The 17939-nt window shown below is 66.6% G+C and carries 14 protein-coding genes; 2 read left to right on the top strand and 12 right to left on the bottom strand.

The features are described 5' to 3' along the window. The first annotated feature begins 286 nt into the window (after positions 1-286). Positions 287-1321, top strand: a complete 1035-nt coding sequence (gene adhP, locus IB255_RS14895; RefSeq protein ID WP_081519141.1) for an alcohol dehydrogenase AdhP — start codon at positions 287-289, stop codon at positions 1319-1321. Between the two features lie 281 nt (positions 1322-1602). Here the strand turns inward: adhP and IB255_RS14890 are convergent, their stop codons facing one another. From IB255_RS14890 to IB255_RS14875, 4 genes are all read right to left on the bottom strand, one after another. Next, positions 1603-4029: a TonB-dependent siderophore receptor gene (locus IB255_RS14890; protein WP_081519140.1), complete on the bottom strand. Its 2427-nt coding sequence runs from the start codon at positions 4027-4029 to the stop codon at positions 1603-1605. Positions 4030-4143: 114 nt separating this feature from the next. Continuing rightward, the gene (locus IB255_RS14885) at positions 4144-5148 is read right to left on the bottom strand and encodes a FecR family protein (protein ID WP_081519139.1); all 1005 of its coding nucleotides are present in this window, start codon (positions 5146-5148) and stop codon (positions 4144-4146) included. Between the two features lie 3 nt (positions 5149-5151). Next, on the bottom strand, positions 5152-5733 hold the full coding sequence (locus IB255_RS14880; RefSeq protein ID WP_081519138.1) for an RNA polymerase sigma factor: 582 nt from the start codon (positions 5731-5733) through the stop codon (positions 5152-5154). 126 nt (positions 5734-5859) lie between these two features. After that, entirely contained in the window at positions 5860-6774 is a 915-nt protein-coding gene (locus IB255_RS14875; protein ID WP_045214108.1) for a LysR substrate-binding domain-containing protein, read from the bottom strand. A gap of 211 nt (positions 6775-6985) precedes the next feature. On the opposite strand from IB255_RS14875, the gene IB255_RS14870 reads away from it, so the two are divergent. After that, complete coding sequence (locus IB255_RS14870) at positions 6986-8410, top strand: aspartate ammonia-lyase (RefSeq protein ID WP_081519137.1); 1425 nt, start codon at positions 6986-6988, stop codon at positions 8408-8410. 284 nt (positions 8411-8694) lie between these two features. Here IB255_RS14870 and IB255_RS14865 read toward each other — a convergent pair whose 3' ends face one another. From IB255_RS14865 to IB255_RS14830, 8 genes are all read right to left on the bottom strand, one after another. After that, positions 8695-8991, bottom strand: coding sequence for a cell division protein ZapA (locus tag IB255_RS14865; protein ID WP_081519136.1), 297 nt, complete (start codon positions 8989-8991; stop codon positions 8695-8697). Beyond that, positions 8988-9218, bottom strand: a complete 231-nt coding sequence (locus IB255_RS14860; RefSeq protein ID WP_081519135.1) for a hypothetical protein — start codon at positions 9216-9218, stop codon at positions 8988-8990. The genes IB255_RS14865 and IB255_RS14860 overlap by 4 nt, the downstream gene beginning before the upstream one ends. A gap of 264 nt (positions 9219-9482) precedes the next feature. Further along, the gene (locus tag IB255_RS14855) at positions 9483-10259 is read right to left on the bottom strand and encodes an electron transfer flavoprotein subunit beta (RefSeq protein ID WP_081519134.1); all 777 of its coding nucleotides are present in this window, start codon (positions 10257-10259) and stop codon (positions 9483-9485) included. A 120-nt stretch (positions 10260-10379) separates the two neighbouring features. Further along, positions 10380-11612, bottom strand: a complete 1233-nt coding sequence (locus IB255_RS14850; protein ID WP_081519133.1) for an electron transfer flavoprotein subunit alpha/FixB family protein — start codon at positions 11610-11612, stop codon at positions 10380-10382. A 118-nt stretch (positions 11613-11730) separates the two neighbouring features. Continuing rightward, positions 11731-13698, bottom strand: a complete 1968-nt coding sequence (dgcB, locus tag IB255_RS14845) for a dimethylglycine demethylation protein DgcB (protein ID WP_192210535.1) — start codon at positions 13696-13698, stop codon at positions 11731-11733. A 191-nt stretch (positions 13699-13889) separates the two neighbouring features. Next, complete coding sequence (gene dgcA / locus IB255_RS14840) at positions 13890-15950, bottom strand: dimethylglycine demethylation protein DgcA (RefSeq protein ID WP_081519131.1); 2061 nt, start codon at positions 15948-15950, stop codon at positions 13890-13892. Between the two features lie 74 nt (positions 15951-16024). Then, positions 16025-16555: a 4-vinyl reductase gene (locus IB255_RS14835; protein WP_081519130.1), complete on the bottom strand. Its 531-nt coding sequence runs from the start codon at positions 16553-16555 to the stop codon at positions 16025-16027. A gap of 137 nt (positions 16556-16692) precedes the next feature. After that, entirely contained in the window at positions 16693-17670 is a 978-nt protein-coding gene (locus IB255_RS14830) for a dipeptidase (RefSeq protein ID WP_081519129.1), read from the bottom strand. Positions 17671-17939: the final 269 nt, after the last annotated feature.

Below are 17939 nucleotides of genomic sequence, written 5' to 3'. Positions count from 1 at the left end.
CGTCAGAAACCAACAAGCCACGACTCCGTGAGGGCGTGGCTTGTACGTGGCCAAACCGGCGGGCAGTGCCGGCTTGAAGGCGGCGCAGTATACCGCAAAGACTGTGCGGCAGTGCACTGGGCATGACCGTTGGTCCCGATTTCGTCATTCCACCATCGACAAGGCCTGCGACGACCGCGGAAAAGCTTGCCGCAGCTCAAGATGGCCTAGGCTCAGAGGCTCAGACTCGTCTGACACGAACCTGCCCGGATGGGGCAGGTCCCTCACCCTTCAAGGAGCGAGCGCAATGTCCACGACCCTGCCCACGACCATGAAAGCCGCTGTCGTCCACGCCTTTGGCGAGCCACTGCGGATCGAGGAAGTCAAAGTCCCGCTGCCCGGCCCCGGGCAGATCCTGGTGAAGATCGAGGCGTCCGGCGTCTGCCACACCGACCTGCATGCCGCCGAAGGCGACTGGCCGGTGAAGCCGAGCCTGCCGTTCATTCCCGGCCATGAAGGCGTCGGTTTTGTCGCTGCAGTCGGCTCCGGCGTCACCCGCGTGAAGGAGGGCGACCGCGTCGGCGTGCCCTGGCTGTACACCGCCTGCGGCTGCTGCGAACACTGCCTGACCGGCTGGGAAACCCTCTGCGAGAGCCAGCAGAACACCGGCTATTCGGTGAACGGTGGCTACGCCGAATACGTGCTGGCGGACCCGAACTACGTCGGCATCCTGCCCAAGGACGTCAGCTTCCTGGAAATCGCGCCGATCCTCTGCGCGGGCGTCACCGTCTACAAGGGCCTGAAGGAAACCGGCGCGCGCCCCGGCCAGTGGGTGGCGATCTCCGGTATCGGCGGCCTCGGCCATGTGGCTGTGCAGTACGCCAAGGCCATGGGCCTGCACGTGGTGGCGGTGGACGTGGATGACGCCAAGCTGGAGCTCGCCAGGCGCCTGGGCGCCAGCCTGACCGTCAACGCGAAGAAGGAAGACCCGGTCGAGGTGGTGCAGCGCGATATCGGCGGCGCCCACGGCGTACTGGTCACGGCGGTGTCCAACAGCGCCTTCGGCCAGGGCATCGGCATGGCCCGTCGCGGCGGCACCGTGTCGCTGGTCGGCCTGCCGCCGGGCGACTTCCCCACGCCGATCTTCGACGTGGTGCTCAAGGGCCTGCACATCACCGGCTCCATCGTCGGCACCCGCGCCGACCTGCAGGAAGCCCTGGACTTCGCCGGCGAAGGCCTGGTGAAGGCCACCGTCGCCTCCGGCAAGCTGGACGACATCAACGCCATCCTCGACCGCATGCGCGCCGGGCAGATCGAAGGGCGGATCGTCGTCGAGATGTAAGGCTTGTCCCGCACAGAGCAAGAGCCCCTCACCCTAACCCTCTCCCGCAAGCGGGAGAGGGGACCGTTCGGTGCAGGATGAAACAATGGCGTCAGTCGGCACGACCTGCTCCTCTCCCTTCGGAGCAAGGCGCGTAGCCAGGCCATTGCGCCCATGGCGCGCTCCTACAGGGAGTTCCCGGTAAAACCTGTAGGGCGAGTAACCCGGAACGGGTTATCCGCCAGAACGGCGGATAACGCCGAGGGCGTTATGCGCCCTACAACACGAACGCGTCTTCCGGATCAGAACTCCACCGTGGTCGAGAACTCGAACTGCCGCGGCTCGCCGATAGCCACGTAGAGGTTGTTCGCCGCCGACGGGTAGTAGGTGCGGTCAAACAGGTTCTTCACGTTGAACTGGAAGCCGACGTTGTGCCCGCCCAGCTTGGTGTCGTAGCTGGCGAAGGCATCGGCCACGGTGTAGGACGGCAGCTCGAAGGAGTTGGACGGATCGCCCGCGCGCTTGCCCACATAACGCGCGCCGCCTCCAAGACGCAGATCGTCGCCGCCGAGCAGCGAGCCGGCGTCGTACACCGCCGTCAGCGAGGCGGTCTCCTTCGCCACGTTCTGCAGGCGGTTGCCTTCCAGCTCCGGGTCATCGGTCACTTCGGCGTCCAGCCAGGCGTAGCTGCCGAGCAGGCTCCAGCTTTCGCTCAGTTGGCCGGTGACGTCCAGTTCGGCGCCATAGGAGCGCACCTTGCCGGCGGTGCTGACACGGCTGTCGCCGTTGGCGTCGAGCTGGGTGACCATCACGTTGCGCTTGCGGATGTCGAAGAGCGCCAGGTTGGCGGTGACGCGGCCGGGGATGTCGAGCTTGCCGCCGATTTCCCAGGACGAAGCCTCCTCAGGCTGGATCGCCGAGTCGATCACCTCGCCGGTGGAGAGCGGCGCAATGGTGGAGTTGGGCTTGAACGACTGGGTGTAGCTGCCGTACAGCGAGACCTCGTCGTTGACCTTGTAGACCACACCCGCGCGCGGCACCCACTTCTGCCCGCTGATGTCGGTGTTGGCCTTGAACGGCCGGCCGCGCCCGGCGTACTGGTCGTACATCTGGTAGCGCCCGCCGGCGACCAGAATCCAGTGGTCGTCCAGGTGCCAGGAATCCTGCAGGAACAGCGAGTCGCTGCGCAGCTTGTCGGTCTGGTCGCTGTCGCTGGCGCTGACGCTGGTGGCCGGGGAAATCTGCCCGTAGACCGGGTCGAGGTAGTTCAGGGTGGTGTTCTTGGTGTCGCGGATCAGGTCGGCGCGGTAGATCTTGCGCTTCTCGCTGTCGATGCCGACCACCAGCTCGTGGCGAAAGCCACCCAGTTGCAGGTCGCCGTTCAGGCTGGCGGTGGCGAAACTGTCGCTGCTCACCGCGCCGTGGGTGCCGTCGACGCGGCGGGTCACGGTGCCGTTGCTGTTCACCTTGGTCACCCGCGCCTGGTTGTCGTCGTAGGTCTCGCGGGTCCAGCCGTAGGCGAAGTGCGCCTTCCAGGCATCGTCGAGACGGTGTTCGATATCCAGGCGGCTCAGGTCGGAGCGGCCTTCGGTGATGTTGAACGGCTCGTCCAGCCGGCGTGTGCGCGGGATATCCAGCGGCCTGTTGGTGCGCGGGTCGATGGCGGTGCCACGGTCGAACGGCGTCTTGAACTCGCGATGCTCGTAGCTGAGGTTGACCGTGGTGTCCTCGCCGAACCAGGCCAGCGACGGCGCGACGAGGGTCTCGCGCTGCTGGCCGAAATTGCGCCAGTAGTTCTCGTCCTGGTGATCGACGATCAACCGGTAGGCCAGGTTGCCTTCACCCAGCGCGCCAGTGCTGTCGATCTGCGCGCCGCTGCCCTGCTTGCCATGGGCGAAGGTCGAGCCGCGCAGGGTGACGGCGTTGTACTGCTGCAGCTGCGGCTTCTTGCTCACCACGTTGACCACGCCGCCCGGGTCCTGGATGCCGTAGAGCACGGAGGCCGGGCCCTTGAGCACCTCGACGTGATCGGCGGTGGCGGTGAGGTTGCGGCCCAGCACCGAGGGCAGTCCGTCACGCATGATCGAGCCGTCGCGGTTGTCGCCGAAGCCGCGCTTCATCACCGCATCCTGGGTGCCGCCGAGGGTATTGGCCTGGGTCACGCCGCTGATGTTGCCCAGCGCGTCGTCGAGGTTGCGCGGCTTCTGGTCGCGCAGCGCCTGCGCCGGGACGGTGACGATGCTCTGCGGGGTCTCCAGCACCGGCGTATCGGTGCGGCCGATGGAGGCCACCGGCGCCGGCTGGTAGCTGGTGGCGGCGGCCTGGCCGGTGACGGTGGTGTCGGTCAGGCTCAGGGGATCGGCGGGCAGGCGCTCCAGGGTCAGGGTATGACCGTCGAGGGCGCGGAAGCGGTAGCCGGAACCGGCGAGCAGGCGGTTCAGCGCGTCGTTGGCGCTGAGCCGGCCAGAGACTGCCGGGGCCTTGAGGTCGTACGGCGTTTCATCGGTGTAGACCACGCTCAGGCCGGTCACCCGGCTGAACTCGCTGAGCGCCTGGGGCAGCGGCTGGGCGGTGATGGCGAACCCATGTTTCGCCAGTAGCGCGGAGCTGGCGGCGACTTCATCCGCCAACGCGGCCGGCGCCTGCGCGGCGACCAGGGCGGTGCCGAGCACGAAGGCGGCGAGCGGTTTCAGGGACAGTTCGGGAACAGCGCGGCGCAGCGGAATCATCGGGGGCTCACTTGCTCGAAAGGTCGATACCACATGCGAATAAATCGCATTCATGACCATTACACGGAGCAGCCGAGGCAGTACCTCACGCCTTTTCGGAATTATTTTTCGCGCTCAGCGAATCAGCACGAAACGCCCGAGCAGCGGCTGCTGGCGGAAGCCCACCACCGCCTGCAGCGAATCCAGCGCAGCCTGTGGGTCGGCGCTGCGGAAACTGCCGCTGACCCGACGCTGCGCCAGTTCGTTATCGAGCAGCACGATGCGCCCCGGATAGTAGGTACCCAGGCGCTCCAGCACCTCGCTCAGCGGCGCGCGGTAGAAGGTCAACCAGCCCTGACGCCAGGCCAGCGCGGCCTGGGCGTCGGCGGGCTGCGCGTCGCCCAGCTTGGTGCCGTCGATACCGATGCGTTCGCCCGCGCCGAGCACCACTTCCGGCACGCCAACCGCGCGGCTGCCACGCACCGAGACGCGGCCTTCGGCGACGGTGACGCGGGTCTGCTCGCCCAGGCGACGGACTTCGAATTCGGTGCCCAGCACCCGCGCTTCGCCTTCACCGGCGCGCACCACGAAGGGCTTGGGCAGGTGCTTCACGGCAAAGGACGCGGCACCACGCAGCAGGTCGACACGGCGTTGCTCGCCATCCAGGGAAACCGCAACGGCGCTGTCGGCATCCAGGGTCAGGCGCGAGCCATCGTTCAGGGTGATCTCGCGCACTTCACCCGGCGCACTGACGTAGTCGGCGGACAGATCGGTGACCCAGTTGCCCGGCGACCACCAGCCACCGGCCCAGAGCATCAGCAGCAGGCAGGCGGCGCTGGCCAGCGGATAGCCCCAGCGTCGGTTATTACCTTGCGCACGGCGGATGGCGGGACGATCCATCTGCACCAGATAGTCGTTCAGGACAGCGTCCTCCTCCGCCGCCAGCCGTTGCGCCGGCGCGGCACTGGCCTGCCACAGCGCATCGACTTCGGCATAGGCGCTGGCGTGCCGGGGATCAGCCGCCAGCCACGCCTGGAAAGCATCCAGCCAGGCTTCGCCGCCACGATCCTGCAGACGCAGCAGCCACTGGCGCGCCTGACGCTGGGCGTCCTCGGGCGAGGTGGCGATTTCAGGCTTCATCGGTCAGCGGCTCCACGGCGAGTGGCCCGGCGCGGCGGGCATCAGGCTCGCCTTGCAGGCATCGAGGGCGCGCATCATATGTTTTTCCACCGCGCTCTGGGAAAGCCCCACGGCCGTGGCGATCTCGCCGTAGGTGCGGCCGTGCACGCGGCTGAGCAGAAAGATGTGGCGAGTGCGCTCGGGCAACTGGCGCAGGGCGTCTTCTATGAGGGCCAGGTCGGCGCCGGCCTGCACGGCCTGTTCCGGCGAAGGCTGGGCATCGTCGTCATCGGGCAGCAGCGCGCTCAAGGTGCGGCCGCGCGAGTCCTCGCCACGCAGATGGTCGATGGCGAGGTTGCGCGCACTGCGCAGCAGGTAGCTGCCGAGTTCTTCCACCGGTGCCTGCGGGCGCTTCCAGAAGCGCAGGAACAGGTCCTGCACCAGGTCCGCTGCGGTGGCGCGGCAGCCGACGCGACGCCGCACCAGTGCCTCCATGCGCGGGCGCTGGGTCAGGAACACCTGCAGGAAGTCCTCGCGCGGCAGTGCCTCGGCGGGCGCCGGGGCGTCCGCGGCACGGGAGTCGGCCGGGCGGTCGGAATGGGGCATCGGGGACGGAGGCTCGCCAGCGGTCCGCACCGAAGCCGGCACGAGGGGAAGACCCTGGAAAGCCGCAAATGATAATGCTTATCAAATAAACGGAACAGCCCCGGTCGTCCGCCTCCGCGCGGCGGATCAGGGCGTCTCGTCCAGCCCCAGGCCGCCTTCCAGCTTGCGCCAGAGCAGGCGAATCTGCGCCTTGCGCACCAGGGCGCAGCGGTACAGGCGGATTTCCTGCGGGACGATCCAGTGCGGGCCGCCGCACAACGCCAGCTCGCCGCGCGCCAGCTCCGACTCCATGCTCAGGCGCGGCACCCAGGCCACGCCCATGCCCTGCAGCGCCATGCTCTTCAGGCTGTCGGCCATCGCCGTTTCATAGACAGTGGTGTAGCGCAGGTTGCGCTGGCGCAGCAGCAGGTTCACCCCGCGACCGAGGAAGGCACCGGCACTGTAGGCCAGCAGCGGCACGCTCTGACCGCTGTCCAGGTCGTAGAGCGGCACGCCGGCGGAGTTCACCGCGCACACCGGCAGCATCTCGGTACGGCCCAGGTGCAGCGAGGGGAAGACTTCCGGGTCCATCTGCAGCGCGGCGTCCGGATCGTAGAAGGCCATCATCAGGTCGCAGCCGCCTTCACGCAGCAGATGCACCGCCTCGCCGACGTTGGTCGCCACCAGACGGCTGGCGATGTTCAGGCCCTCGGAGCGCAGGCGCGAGATCCACGCCGGGAAGAAGCCCAGCGCCAGGGAGTGCGCGGCGGCGAACTGCAGCACCTCGCCCTGCCCGCCTTCCAGGTGGTGCAGGTGACGCACCACCTGGCCGAGCTGCTCGACTACCGCGCGGGCGGTGACCAGGAACAGCTGACCGGCCTCGGTCAGCTCGATGGGCGTGCGCTGGCGGTTCACCAGGGTCAGGCCGAGGGCGTCTTCCAGGCTGCGGATGCGCCGACTGAACGCGGGCTGGGTGACAAAGCGCTTTTCAGCGGCCTGGGAAAAACTGCGGGTGGTGGCCAGGGTGCTGAAGTCTTCCAGCCATTTGGTCTCGAGGTTCACGTCAACTCCAACGCTGTCACACGCTGATCGATTGGTCAGGATCCGGGCGCGCGTAACACAGTCATACGCTCGCCGTCATCAATTCGTCACAGGGTACATTATGCCGTTCGTGCATGAGGCAGCCTTTAACAGCATTGGCCGACGAAAGGCGAAATCCCTAGTCTACCGGGCATCGCGGCACTGGCCGTGTTCCTTTGAGACAATCCCTGTCATGTCCCCTGTTGCATCGTTCCGCATCGAGAAAGACCTCCTCGGCACCCTCGAAGTACCTTCTGACGCCTACTACGGCATTCAGACCCTGCGCGCTGTGAACAACTTCCGTCTCTCGGGCGTGCCGCTGTCGCACTACCCGAAACTGGTCGTCGCCCTGGCGATGGTCAAGCAGGCGGCAGCCGATGCCAACCACAAGCTCGGCCACCTGCCGGCAGACAAGCACGCCGCCATCAGCGAAGCCTGTGCCCGTCTGATCCGTGGCGATTTCCACGACCAGTTCGTGGTGGACATGATCCAGGGTGGCGCCGGCACCTCGACCAACATGAACGCGAACGAAGTCATCGCGAACATCGCACTCGAAGCCATGGGCCACACCAAGGGTGAGTACAAGCACCTGCACCCGAACAACGACGTGAACATGGCGCAGTCGACCAACGACGCGTACCCGACCGCCATCCGCCTGGGCCTGCTGCTCGGCCACGACACCCTGCTGGCCAGCCTCGACAGCCTGATCCAGGCCTTCGCCGCCAAGGGCGTCGAGTTCGCCGGCGTACTGAAGATGGGCCGCACCCAGCTGCAGGACGCCGTGCCGATGACCCTCGGCCAGGAATTCCACGCCTTCGCCACCACCCTGGGCGAAGACCTCGACCGCCTGCGTCGCCTGGCGCCGGAACTGCTGACCGAAGTGAACCTCGGCGGCACCGCGATCGGCACCGGCATCAACGCAGACCCCGGCTACCAGAAGCTGGCTGTCGAGCGCCTGGCTGAAATCAGCGGTCAGCCGGTCGTCCCGGCTGCCGACCTGATCGAAGCCACCTCCGACATGGGCGCCTTCGTGCTGTTCTCCGGCATGCTCAAGCGCACCGCGGTCAAGCTGTCGAAGATCTGCAACGACCTGCGCCTGCTATCCAGCGGCCCGCGCACCGGCATCAACGAGATCAACCTGCCGCCGCGTCAGCCGGGCAGCTCGATCATGCCGGGCAAGGTCAACCCGGTGATCCCGGAGGCCGTGAACATGTGCGCCTTCGAAATCATGGGCAACGACCTGGCGCTGACCATCGCTGCCGAAGGCGGCCAGCTGCAGCTGAACGTGATGGAGCCGCTGATCGCCTACAAGATCTTCGACTCGATCCGCCTGCTCCAGCGCGCCATGGACATGCTGCGCGAGCATTGCATCACCGGCATCACCGCCAACGTCGAGCGCTGCCACCAGCTGGTGGAGCACAGCATCGGCCTGGTCACCGCGCTGAACCCGTACATCGGCTACGAGAACTCCACCCGCATCGCCAAGATCGCGCTGGAAACCGGCCGCGGCGTACTGGAACTGGTTCGCGAGGAACAGCTGCTGGACGAAGCCACCCTGGCCGACATCCTGCTGCCGGAAAACATGATCGCCCCGCGCCTGATTCCGCTGCGCGCCTGATCACCCGCCCGGCGCGAGCCGGGCACGTCTCACCGGTTGAGGGGGAGTACTCCTTCCTCACCTTTCAGGGATTGGTTACCCCCACTCCCTTCTTTTATGCCCGGCGCGGCGGACTTGTCCGAAGCGCCACGTCTCACCGGTTGAGGGGCCTCCTGGCCCACTCTCCTTTAGAAGGGACACCGCTTACCCCGGTGTCCCCTTTTTTTGCCTGCGATTCGGGTACGACAAAGTGCACCGCGAACGTTGTCCGCGATGCCCTGCATGTACAAAAGAGACGCGCGGGATCAGTCCTGCCGTTGCAGGTGATCGAGAATCCGGCGGTTGAGGGCAGCGATACGCTCCACGGCGTCCGCCTCGTCGCACTCCCCATCCTGCGCGCCGAGCTGGCGGGCACAGAGGTTGAGCGCGGAAAGCACCATCAGCTCATTGCTGGTGACGTAGGGAAATTTCTTCTTGCTGGCGGTGATCTCCGCCTGCAACAGCGCGGCCGCGTCCTGCAGCCGGCGCTCTTCACCGGCCGGCGCCCGGACGCTGTATTCGCGCCCGAGGATGCGCAGGACGCGGACGCCGTCGCCACTCATGCGTGGGCGCGGCTGTCGCTGACGCGGCGGATCAGCGCCTGCAGGCGGGTGGCCGTGGCGTTGTGCTTCTCTTCCTGCTCCATCAGGGACAGCTGCAGGCTGTCGTTTTCCTCACGGGCCTTGAGCAGCTCTTCACGCACAGCGACGTTGTCCTGCACCAGCACTTCGTTCTGCTGCAGCAGTTCGGCGACCAGCTGTTCAAGTTGTTCGAGGGTGGAATCAAGCATGGGAGCCTCCGCAAAGCCTTTCAAAGGGTGCGGAGGATAAAGAAAGGGGCGCGGCGGGGCCAGCAGAAACGGGAATCTTCTGACAAGCCGTATGCTGTCAATTCAATAGCTTACGAGATAATTCTCGTGTCATTTCAATGATTTCCGGCCACCAGCATGATTTCGACCGGAAAATCGCCCGCAAGGTTCGCTGGCGCGGACATCTGTAGGAGCGGGCCATGCCCGCGATCGCGCCCATCGAGCGCTCCTACAGGGAGCGCGGTGTCAGACGCGAATCACGCCTTCTTCACGCAGCAGCTTGAAGATCGCCTCGGCACCCGCTTCGGCCGTGACGTCCTTGAGCACCTGCCCGGTGCCGCCGGAGGCCTTGGCGGTGGCGGCCTTCATGCGCTCGGCGCCGGTCTTCGCCTTGATCACCTTCAGCCGCTTGGGACGCGGGCGCGCCGGTTGCAGGTTGCCTTCGGCGAGCAGCGGGTCGTCCACCACCTCCACTTCATGGGCTTCCAGATAGCCGCGACGAGCCGGGCCGAACGCGCTCTGGCGAGCCACCGGCGCGGCATTGTCGACACTGGCGACGAAGGGCAGGCGCACCTTCAGCCGGCGCCGCTGGCCTCGGGGCAAGGCCTGCAGCACCTGGGCGCTGCCGCCTTCCACCTTCTCCACTTCCGCCAGGCCGACCACCAGCGGCCAGCCCAGCCGCTCAGCCAGCAGGAAGGGCAGCATGCCCGAGCCTTCGCCGGTTTCCGCCTGGGTGCCGGTGAGTACCAGTTGCGCATCGCTGTCGCCGAGGTAGGCCGCCAGCGCCGGCAGGGCGTCGGCGCCTGCGGGTTGTTCCAGCACCGCCAGTTCGTCCAGGCCCATGCCGAGGTAGCCGCGCAGCGCTTCCTCCCCGGCGTCGCCGGCGTGTACCACGCGCAGGCGCTTGCCAGCGAGGCTCATGCCCAGCTCCACCGCGCGGGCATCCTGGTCGGCACGACGCGCACGACCGGAGGCCGGGTGGGCGCCGATGGAAACCAGGGCGACGATGTTCAGGTCGTTCATAAGCCACCTCGGGCTTGCAAGCTGGCGTAGGGCGAATAACGCGCAGCGTTATCCGCCGATGTGGCTACGGCGGCGGATAAAGCCTTCGGCTTTATGCGCCCTACAGTCGGAGAAAACGCCTCAGGCCGCATCGCGCGCCGCTCCATTGCGATGGGCTTCGGCCAGGGCCATCAGCGCCTTGAGGATCGCCGTGGAATCGCCGATTACCGAGAGGTCGGCGCGTTTGATCATGTCGCAGCCCGGGTCCATGTTGATCGCCACCACCTTGTCGCAGGAGCCGATGCCCTGCAGGTGCTGGATCGCCCCGGAAATGCCGACGGCGAGATAGACCCGCGCAGTGACCCAGGTGCCGGTAGCGCCGACCTGGCGCGCGCGCGGCATGTGGCCGTCGTCCACCGCCACGCGGGAAGCCCCTTCGGTGGCGCCGAGAGCGACAGCGGCGCGGTGGAACAGGTCCCAGTCCTTCACGCCATTGCCGCCGGAGAGGATGAACTCCGCCTCGGCCATGGGAATCTGCGCCGGGTCCACGGCCACCGGGCCGAGGTCCTCGATACGCGGGATGTTGCGCGCGACGCTGGAGTCCAGCTCCACGGCACGGGCTTCGTGGCGGGTCTCGCTGACCGGTTCGGCGCACTCGGCAGCGGCCAGGATCAGGCGCGGCAGCTCGCGGTGCAGGTCCTGCTGACCGGCACCGGCACGGCCGACGCAGCGCTCGCCTTCGGCCTGCCAGACGCGGGTCGCCGGGCGCTCGCCCAGGCTCGCGGCCAAGCGGCGGCCCAGTTCGCCGCCACCGCTGCGGCTGTCGGGCAGCAACCAGTGGCGCGGAGCGAACTGGCTGTTGGCTGAGCGCAGCGCCAGCACCCGTTGTTCCGGGGCGTAGCCGTCGTACTCGTTGCCTTCGATCATCAGCAGGCGGTCGACGCCGGCGGTATCGAAGGCACTTTCCTTGTGCTCGCCGAACACCACAGCGAGCACCGCGCCGTCGCTGCCGGCGAGCATGCGGGCCAGGCCCAGCAGATCGCGGTCGTGACTGGACAGACGACCGCCGACCATGTCCGGCACCACGGCAATCAGGAACGCCGGTTGTTCGAGAATCACCAGCGGCAGCTGCACCACTTCCGGAGCGCTGCTGCGCTTGCCGCCGGTGCCCTGCTGGCCACCGGAGCGGTCGATGCGTTTGACGCCATTGGGGCCGATGAAGCCGACCGCATGGGGGTTCTTGCGCACCACGCCGTTGGGGCCCATCCAGCGGCTCTCGCCACCCTGGGCTGATTGCATGGCCGCGTGCAGCGGATGCAGGCGGTTGCGGGCGATCCACTCGGCGCGTGGGTCGCGGCGGAAGATGTCGCTCATGCTCGATGCTCCTGGCAGGTGTAGGGCGAATAACGCGCAGCGTTATCCGCCGATGACGTCGAGACGGCGGATAAAGCCGTTGGCTTTATGCGCCCTACGAAGGCGTCCGGCGCGTTCATCAGTGCACCTCCGCCGTTTCTTCACGGCGCGCCAGCGAGGGCTTTTTTGCCGGCACCTCGGTGGCCTCGATGAGGACCTCGGCAACCAGCTCGGCGATGTCCTTGATCTCCGGGCGTGGCGCGACCACGCCCTCGAGCATCGCGGTGCATTGCGGGCAGCCCACGGCCACCAGCTCAGCGCCGGTTTCCTTGATGTCGGCCATGCGCATGTCGGGAATCCGCTGCTTGCCGGGGATGTCGGTGATCGGCGCGCCGCCACCACCACCGCAGCAGCGCGAGCGGAAGCCGGAGCGTTGCATTTCCTTGACCTCGATGCCGATGGCCTTGAGCACAGCGCGTGGCGCCTCGCACTCGCCGTTGTAGCGGCCGAGGTAGCACGGGTCGTGGTAGGTCACGCTGGCGGCCTTGCTCTGGCCGAGGTTCAGCGCGCCCTTCTGTACCAGCTCGTCGATGAAGGTGGTGTGGTGCAGCACCTGGTAGTTGCCGCCCAGTGCGCCGTATTCGTTCTTCAGCACGTGGAAGCTGTGCGGGTCGCAGCTGACGATGCGCTTGAAGCGGTACTTGGCCAGGGTGGCGATGTTGCGCCTGGCCAGGGTCTGGAAGGTGGCTTCGTCACCCAGGCGGCGGGCCACGTCGCCGCTGTCGCGCTCTTCCAGGCCGAGTACGGCGAAGTCGACATTGGCGGCCTTGAGGATCTTCACGAAGGACCGCAGGGTGCGCTGGTTGCGCATGTCGAAGGCACCGTCGCCGACCCAGAACAGCACGTCGGCCTGCTGCTTGTCGGCCAGCAGCGGCAGGTTCAGGTCCGCCGCCCAGTTCAGCCGGCCACCAGGGGCGAAGCCGCCGGGGTTGTCGGTGGCGATGAGGTTTTCCAGCACCTCGGCGCCCTTGTTCGGGGTCGCACCCTTTTCCAGGGTGAGGTGGCGGCGCATGTCGACGATGGCGTCGACGTGCTCGATCATCATCGGGCATTCCTCGACGCAGGCGCGGCAGGTGGTGCAGGACCAGAGGGTCTCGGCATCCACCAGCGCCTTGCCGTCCAGCGCGACGATCGGCTGGTGCGGGCCGCCGCTGTGTTCGCCCAGCGGCTTACCGGGATAGGGGCTGCCGGCAAAGTTGGCGTCGCTGCCGCCAGCCAGGCCGATGACCATGTCCTGGATGAGCTTCTTCGGGTTCAGCGGCTGGCCGGCAGCGAACGCCGGGCACATGGCTTCGCACTTGCCGCACTGCACGCAGGCGTCGAAGCCGAGCAGCTGGTTCCAGGTGAAGTCGGTGGGCTTCTCGACGCCCAGCGGCGCCATGGGGTCTTCCAGGTCCAGCGGTTTCAGGCCGGTGGAACGACCACCACCGAAGCGTTCGGAACGGCGGTGCCAGGCCAGGTGCAGGGCGCCGGCGAAGGCGTGCTTCATCGGCCCGCCCCAGGTCATGCCGAAGAACAGCTCGGACACGCCCCAGGCCACACCGACGGCGAGGATGGCAGCGAGGAACCAGCCGCCGAAACCTTCCGGCAGGATGCCGGCCACCGGCAGGGTGGCGATGAAGAAGCTCGCCGAGAACATCAGCAGGCTTTTCGGCAGGCGCATCCACGGGCCTTTCGACAGCCGCGACGGCGGGTCGAGGCGGCGCTTGGCAACGAACAGCGCGCCGCAGAACATCAGCGCTGTGGCGGCCAGCAGGGCGAAGCCGAGGATGCGGCTGTGCAGGCCGAAACCGTGCACGAGAATAGCCAGCAGCGCGGCGACGACGAAGCCGCCAGCGGTGGCCACGTGGGTCTTGGACATGTACTTGTCGCGCTCGACCACGTGGTGCAGGTCCACCAGGTAGCGGCGCGGCATCTTCAGCAGGCCGCCGATCCAGTCGACCTGGGCGGGCCGGCCGCGGCGCCACATCGTAAAGCGCTTCACGGCGCCCAGCACGGCGAGGCCGAGGGCGCTGAAGAGCAGGATGGGGAGGATGATGTTGAGCATTGTCATGGGTCTCCTCGCAGGGACCGAAATGGGGACTCCGGACCAGTCCCCTCTCCCTTCAGGGAGAGGGTTAGGGAGAGGGTGTTCGAGCCGGCACTGCGCATGGCCTGAAACACCCTCTCCCCCCGCCCTCTCCCGCAAGCGGGAGAGGGCGCTATCCGAGCCAGCCGGAGATCCTTACCGGGCCTGTATCAGAAGTCCTTGCACAGACGCAGCGCGTCATAGATCGCGGCGTGGGTGTTGCGCTGGGCCACGCAGTCGCCGATGCGGAACAGCAGGTAACCGTCGCCGGGCTCGCTGAGACACGGCTGCGGCTTGATCGCGAACAGCGCCTCGACGTCGATCTGGCCCTTGTTGCGCGAACCCTGCTTGAGCGCGTAGTACAGGGTCTCGTCCGGGCGCACGCCGTTCTCCACGACGATCTGGTCGACCACCCGCTCCTCTTTGGCGCCGGTGTATTCGTTCTCCAGCACCGCCACCAGCTTGTCGCCCTCGCGGTAGACCTTCTCCAGCATCAGGTCCCCGGTCATGATCACTTCCTTGGGGTACATGCTGCGGTAGTAGGTCGGGAAGGTGGTGCCGCCGATGGCCACGCCCGGCTTGATGTCGTCGGTGACGATCTCGACCTGGGCGCCCTTGTCGGCGAGGAAGTCCGCCACCGACATGCCGCTGAATTCGCAGATGGTGTCGTAGACCAGCACGTTCTTGCCCGGCGCCACCTTGCCGTCGAGCACGTCCCAGCTGCTGACCACCAGCCCGTCGGCGGCGCCCCAGTGTTCGTTCTGCTCGAGGAACGGGTGGCCGCCGTTGGCCAGCACCACCACGTCGGGACGCAGGTCCATGATGGTGTCGGCGTCCGCGCCGGTGCCCAGGCGCAGGTCGACATTCAGGCGCGCCAGTTCCAGCTGGTACCAGCGGGTGATGCCAGCGATCTGGTCACGCTGCGGGGCTTTCGAGGCCGTGGTGATCTGCCCGCCCAGTTGGTCCTTCTTCTCGAACAGGGTGACGTCGTGACCACGCTCGGCGGCGACGCGCGCCGCTTCCATGCCGGCCGGGCCGCCACCGACGACCACTACCTTGCGCTTCACGCCGGTGGTCTTCTCGATGATGTGCGGCACGCCCATGTATTCGCGGGAGGTGGCGGCGTTCTGGATGCACAGCACGTCCAGGCCCTGGTACTGGCGGTCGATGCAGTAGTTGGCGCCGACGCACTGCTTGATCTGGTCGATCTGGCCCATCTTGATCTTGGCGATCAGGTGCGGGTCGGCGATGTGCGCGCGGGTCATGCCGACCATGTCCACGTAGCCGCCCTCAAGGATGCGCGTGGCCTGGTTCGGGTCCTTGATGTTCTGCGCGTGCAGCACCGGCACATTGACCACTTCCTTGATGCCGGCAGCCAGGTGCAGGAAAGGCTCCGGCGGATAGGTCATGTTCGGGATGACGTTGGCCAGGGTGTTGTGGGTGTCGCAGCCCGAGCCGACCACGCCGATGAAGTCGATCATGCCGGTGTCGCTGTAGTACTTGGCGATCTGCTTCATGTCGTCGTGGGTGAGGCCGTCCGGGTGGAACTCGTCACCGCAGATGCGCATGCCGACGCAGAAGTCGTCACCGACTTCCCGGCGCACGGCCTTGAGCACTTCCAGGCCGAACTTCATGCGGCCCTCGAAGGTGCCGCCCCACTCGTCGGTCCGCTTGTTGACGCGCGGGCTCCAGAACTGGTCGATCATGTGCTGGTGCACGGCGGACAGCTCGACGCCGTCCAGGCCGCCTTCCTTCGCCCGGCGTGCCGCCTGGGCGTAGTTGCCGATCACCCGCCAGATCTCTTCCGGCTCGATGGTCTTGCAGGTGGCGCGGTGCACCGGTTCGCGGATGCCCGAGGGCGACATCAGGGTCGGCCAGTTGAAGCCGTCCCAGCGCGAGCGGCGGCCCATGTGGGTAATCTGGATCATGATCTTGGCCCCATGCTTGTGCATGGCGTCGGCCAGGTTCTGGAAGTGCGGGATGATGCGGTCGGTGGAGAGGTTCACCGAGCTCCACCATTCCTGCGGGCTGTCGATGGCGACCACGGAGGAACCGCCGCAGATGGCCAGGCCGATACCGCCCTTGGCCTTCTCCTCGTAGTACTTCACGTAGCGCTCGGTGGTCATGCCGCCGTCGGTGGCGTAGACCTCGGCGTGGGCGGTGGAGAGCACGCGGTTGCGGATGGTCAGCTTGCCGATCTGGATCGGCTGGAACATTGCCTCGAAAGCCATTGCGGCATCCTCACGGGATCAGAGGTTTCTTGTTGTGGTGGCGGCCCGCGGGCCGCCGGTGCCGAAGTCGTGGATCAGAGAGGTTTGACGACGAACAGGCCGTCGTCGTGGCCTTCCTCGGCGCCGCTGTAGACCTGCTCGGCCACGGTGCGCAACGCGCTGCCGCGCGCCTGGAGAATCTGGTCCATGGCGCCGGCGAACCAGCCGGTGAACATGTAGTCGACCTTGCGGTTGACCTTGCCGTAGACGTACACGAAGGCCGAATGCTTCAGGCGTACCTGGGCAGTGCCCTTGTCGAGGTCGATCTGCTCGATCTGGAACAGGCCCCAGCCGCGCTGGGACAGGCGCTTCATGTAGTGCTCGAAGACTTCCACGCCGACCAGACCGTGGCACTCGGCTTCCTTCTCGCACCAGTGCCAGGCGGACTTGTAGCCGGCCTTGTAGAGGATTTCGGCATAGCGCTCGGCGCCCAGCTCTTCCTCGATGCCCATGTGGTTGTTGACGAAGAAGTGCCGCGGTACGTAGAGCATCGGCAGGGCGTCGGAGGTCCAGACGCCGGTTTCGCTGTCGACTTCGATGGGCAGTTCGGGGGCGTGTTTGGCCATGAGGTTTCGCTCCAATTCTTTTGGCTCCCTCTCCCTTGGGGAGAGGGTTGGGGTGAGGGGTTCTACGGGTGAGCGCGGCAGCCCTCACCCCGGCCCTAGCTGCGCGCCCCGCTCCTGAGGGAGAGGGGGAAAAGGGATTACTCGCCCCAGACTTCGCCGAGGATGCGCACCCAGTTCTCGCCCATGACCTTGCGCACCACGCGCTCGGGCATGCCGCGCTTGAGCAGGGTTTCGGTGAGGTTGGGGAATTCGCCCACGGTGCGGATGCCCAGCGGGTTGACGATCTTCCCGAAGTTGGTGAGGCGGCGGGCGTAACCCTTGTCGTGGGTCAGCCACTCGAAGAAGTCCTGGCCGTGGCCCTGGGTGAAGTCAGTGCCGATGCCGATGGCGTCCTCGCCGACGATGTTCATCACGTACTCGATGGCTTCGGCGTAGTCGTCGATGGTCGAGTCGATGCCCTTGGCGAGGAACGGCGCGAACATGGTCACGCCGACGAAGCCGCCGTGGTCGGCGATGAACTTCAGCTCGGCGTCGGACTTGTTGCGCGGGTGCTCTTTGAGGCCCGACGGCAGGCAGTGGGAGTAGGTGACGGGCTTCTTCGACTCGAGGATGACTTCCTCGGAGGTCTTGGAGCCGACGTGGGACAGGTCGCACATGATGCCGACGCGGTTCATCTCCGCGACGATCTCGCGGCCGAAGCCGGAGAGGCCGCCGTCGCGCTCGTAGCAGCCGGTGCCGACCAGGTTCTGGGTGTTGTAGCACATCTGCACGATGCCCACGCCCAGCTGCTTGAACACCTCGACGTAGCCCAACTGGTCCTCGAACGCGTGGGCGTTCTGGAAGCCGAAGAGGATGCCGGTCTTGCCCTGCTCCTTGGCCTTACGGATGTCGGCGGTGGTGCGCACCTGCAGCACCAGGTCGCTGTTGTCGCGGATCAGCTTGCTGCTGGAGACGATGTTGTTCACCGTCGCCTGGAATCCTTCCCACACCGACACGGTGCAGTTGGCGGCGGTCAGGCCGCCCTTGCGCATGTCCTCGAACAGCTCGCGGTTCCATTTGGCGATGATCAGGCCATCGATGACGATGCTGTCGGCGTGAAGTTCGGCTGGGCTCATCTTGGCGTCTCTCTTATCAGGGCCGGCTGGTCAGGCAAGGCTTGTCAGGCTTGGCGCGGCGGGTTTTCCCCCGACGCTTTGCAGGCAGGATATCCCTGCACCCCGAGGCGACCCGGTTCGAAAACGACCAGGGTCGTGCCGAAAGCGTCAACCTCACGACATGGGCGACAGCGTTTGCGTCGCACAGGGGAATGCGTGCCGCGCAAAGGCTCGGAAGCCGCGGATTACCAAGTGAGGGGAGATGCAGAACCGAGACGCAGGATGGTGTG

The organism is Pseudomonas sp. PDM22, from assembly GCF_014851965.1.
GTDB lineage: Bacteria > Pseudomonadota > Gammaproteobacteria > Pseudomonadales > Pseudomonadaceae > Pseudomonas.
Note: the sequence above shows the minus strand (reverse complement) of the source record. Positions and strands in the feature narration are given on the sequence as shown.

Coding starts and splice junctions, on each gene's coding strand:
- adhP (WP_081519141.1), top strand. CDS start 287: ATGTCCACGACCCTGCCCACGACCATGAAAGCCGCTGTCGTCCACGCC.
- IB255_RS14890 (WP_081519140.1), bottom strand. CDS start 4,029: ATGATTCCGCTGCGCCGCGCTGTTCCCGAACTGTCCCTGAAACCGCTC.
- IB255_RS14885 (WP_081519139.1), bottom strand. CDS start 5,148: ATGAAGCCTGAAATCGCCACCTCGCCCGAGGACGCCCAGCGTCAGGCG.
- IB255_RS14880 (WP_081519138.1), bottom strand. CDS start 5,733: ATGCCCCATTCCGACCGCCCGGCCGACTCCCGTGCCGCGGACGCCCCG.
- IB255_RS14870 (WP_081519137.1), top strand. CDS start 6,986: ATGTCCCCTGTTGCATCGTTCCGCATCGAGAAAGACCTCCTCGGCACC.
- IB255_RS14865 (WP_081519136.1), bottom strand. CDS start 8,991: ATGAGTGGCGACGGCGTCCGCGTCCTGCGCATCCTCGGGCGCGAATAC.
- IB255_RS14860 (WP_081519135.1), bottom strand. CDS start 9,218: ATGCTTGATTCCACCCTCGAACAACTTGAACAGCTGGTCGCCGAACTG.
- IB255_RS14855 (WP_081519134.1), bottom strand. CDS start 10,259: ATGAACGACCTGAACATCGTCGCCCTGGTTTCCATCGGCGCCCACCCG.
- IB255_RS14850 (WP_081519133.1), bottom strand. CDS start 11,612: ATGAGCGACATCTTCCGCCGCGACCCACGCGCCGAGTGGATCGCCCGC.
- dgcB (WP_192210535.1), bottom strand. CDS start 13,698: ATGCTCAACATCATCCTCCCCATCCTGCTCTTCAGCGCCCTCGGCCTC.
- dgcA (WP_081519131.1), bottom strand. CDS start 15,950: ATGGCTTTCGAGGCAATGTTCCAGCCGATCCAGATCGGCAAGCTGACC.
- IB255_RS14835 (WP_081519130.1), bottom strand. CDS start 16,555: ATGGCCAAACACGCCCCCGAACTGCCCATCGAAGTCGACAGCGAAACC.
- IB255_RS14830 (WP_081519129.1), bottom strand. CDS start 17,670: ATGAGCCCAGCCGAACTTCACGCCGACAGCATCGTCATCGATGGCCTG.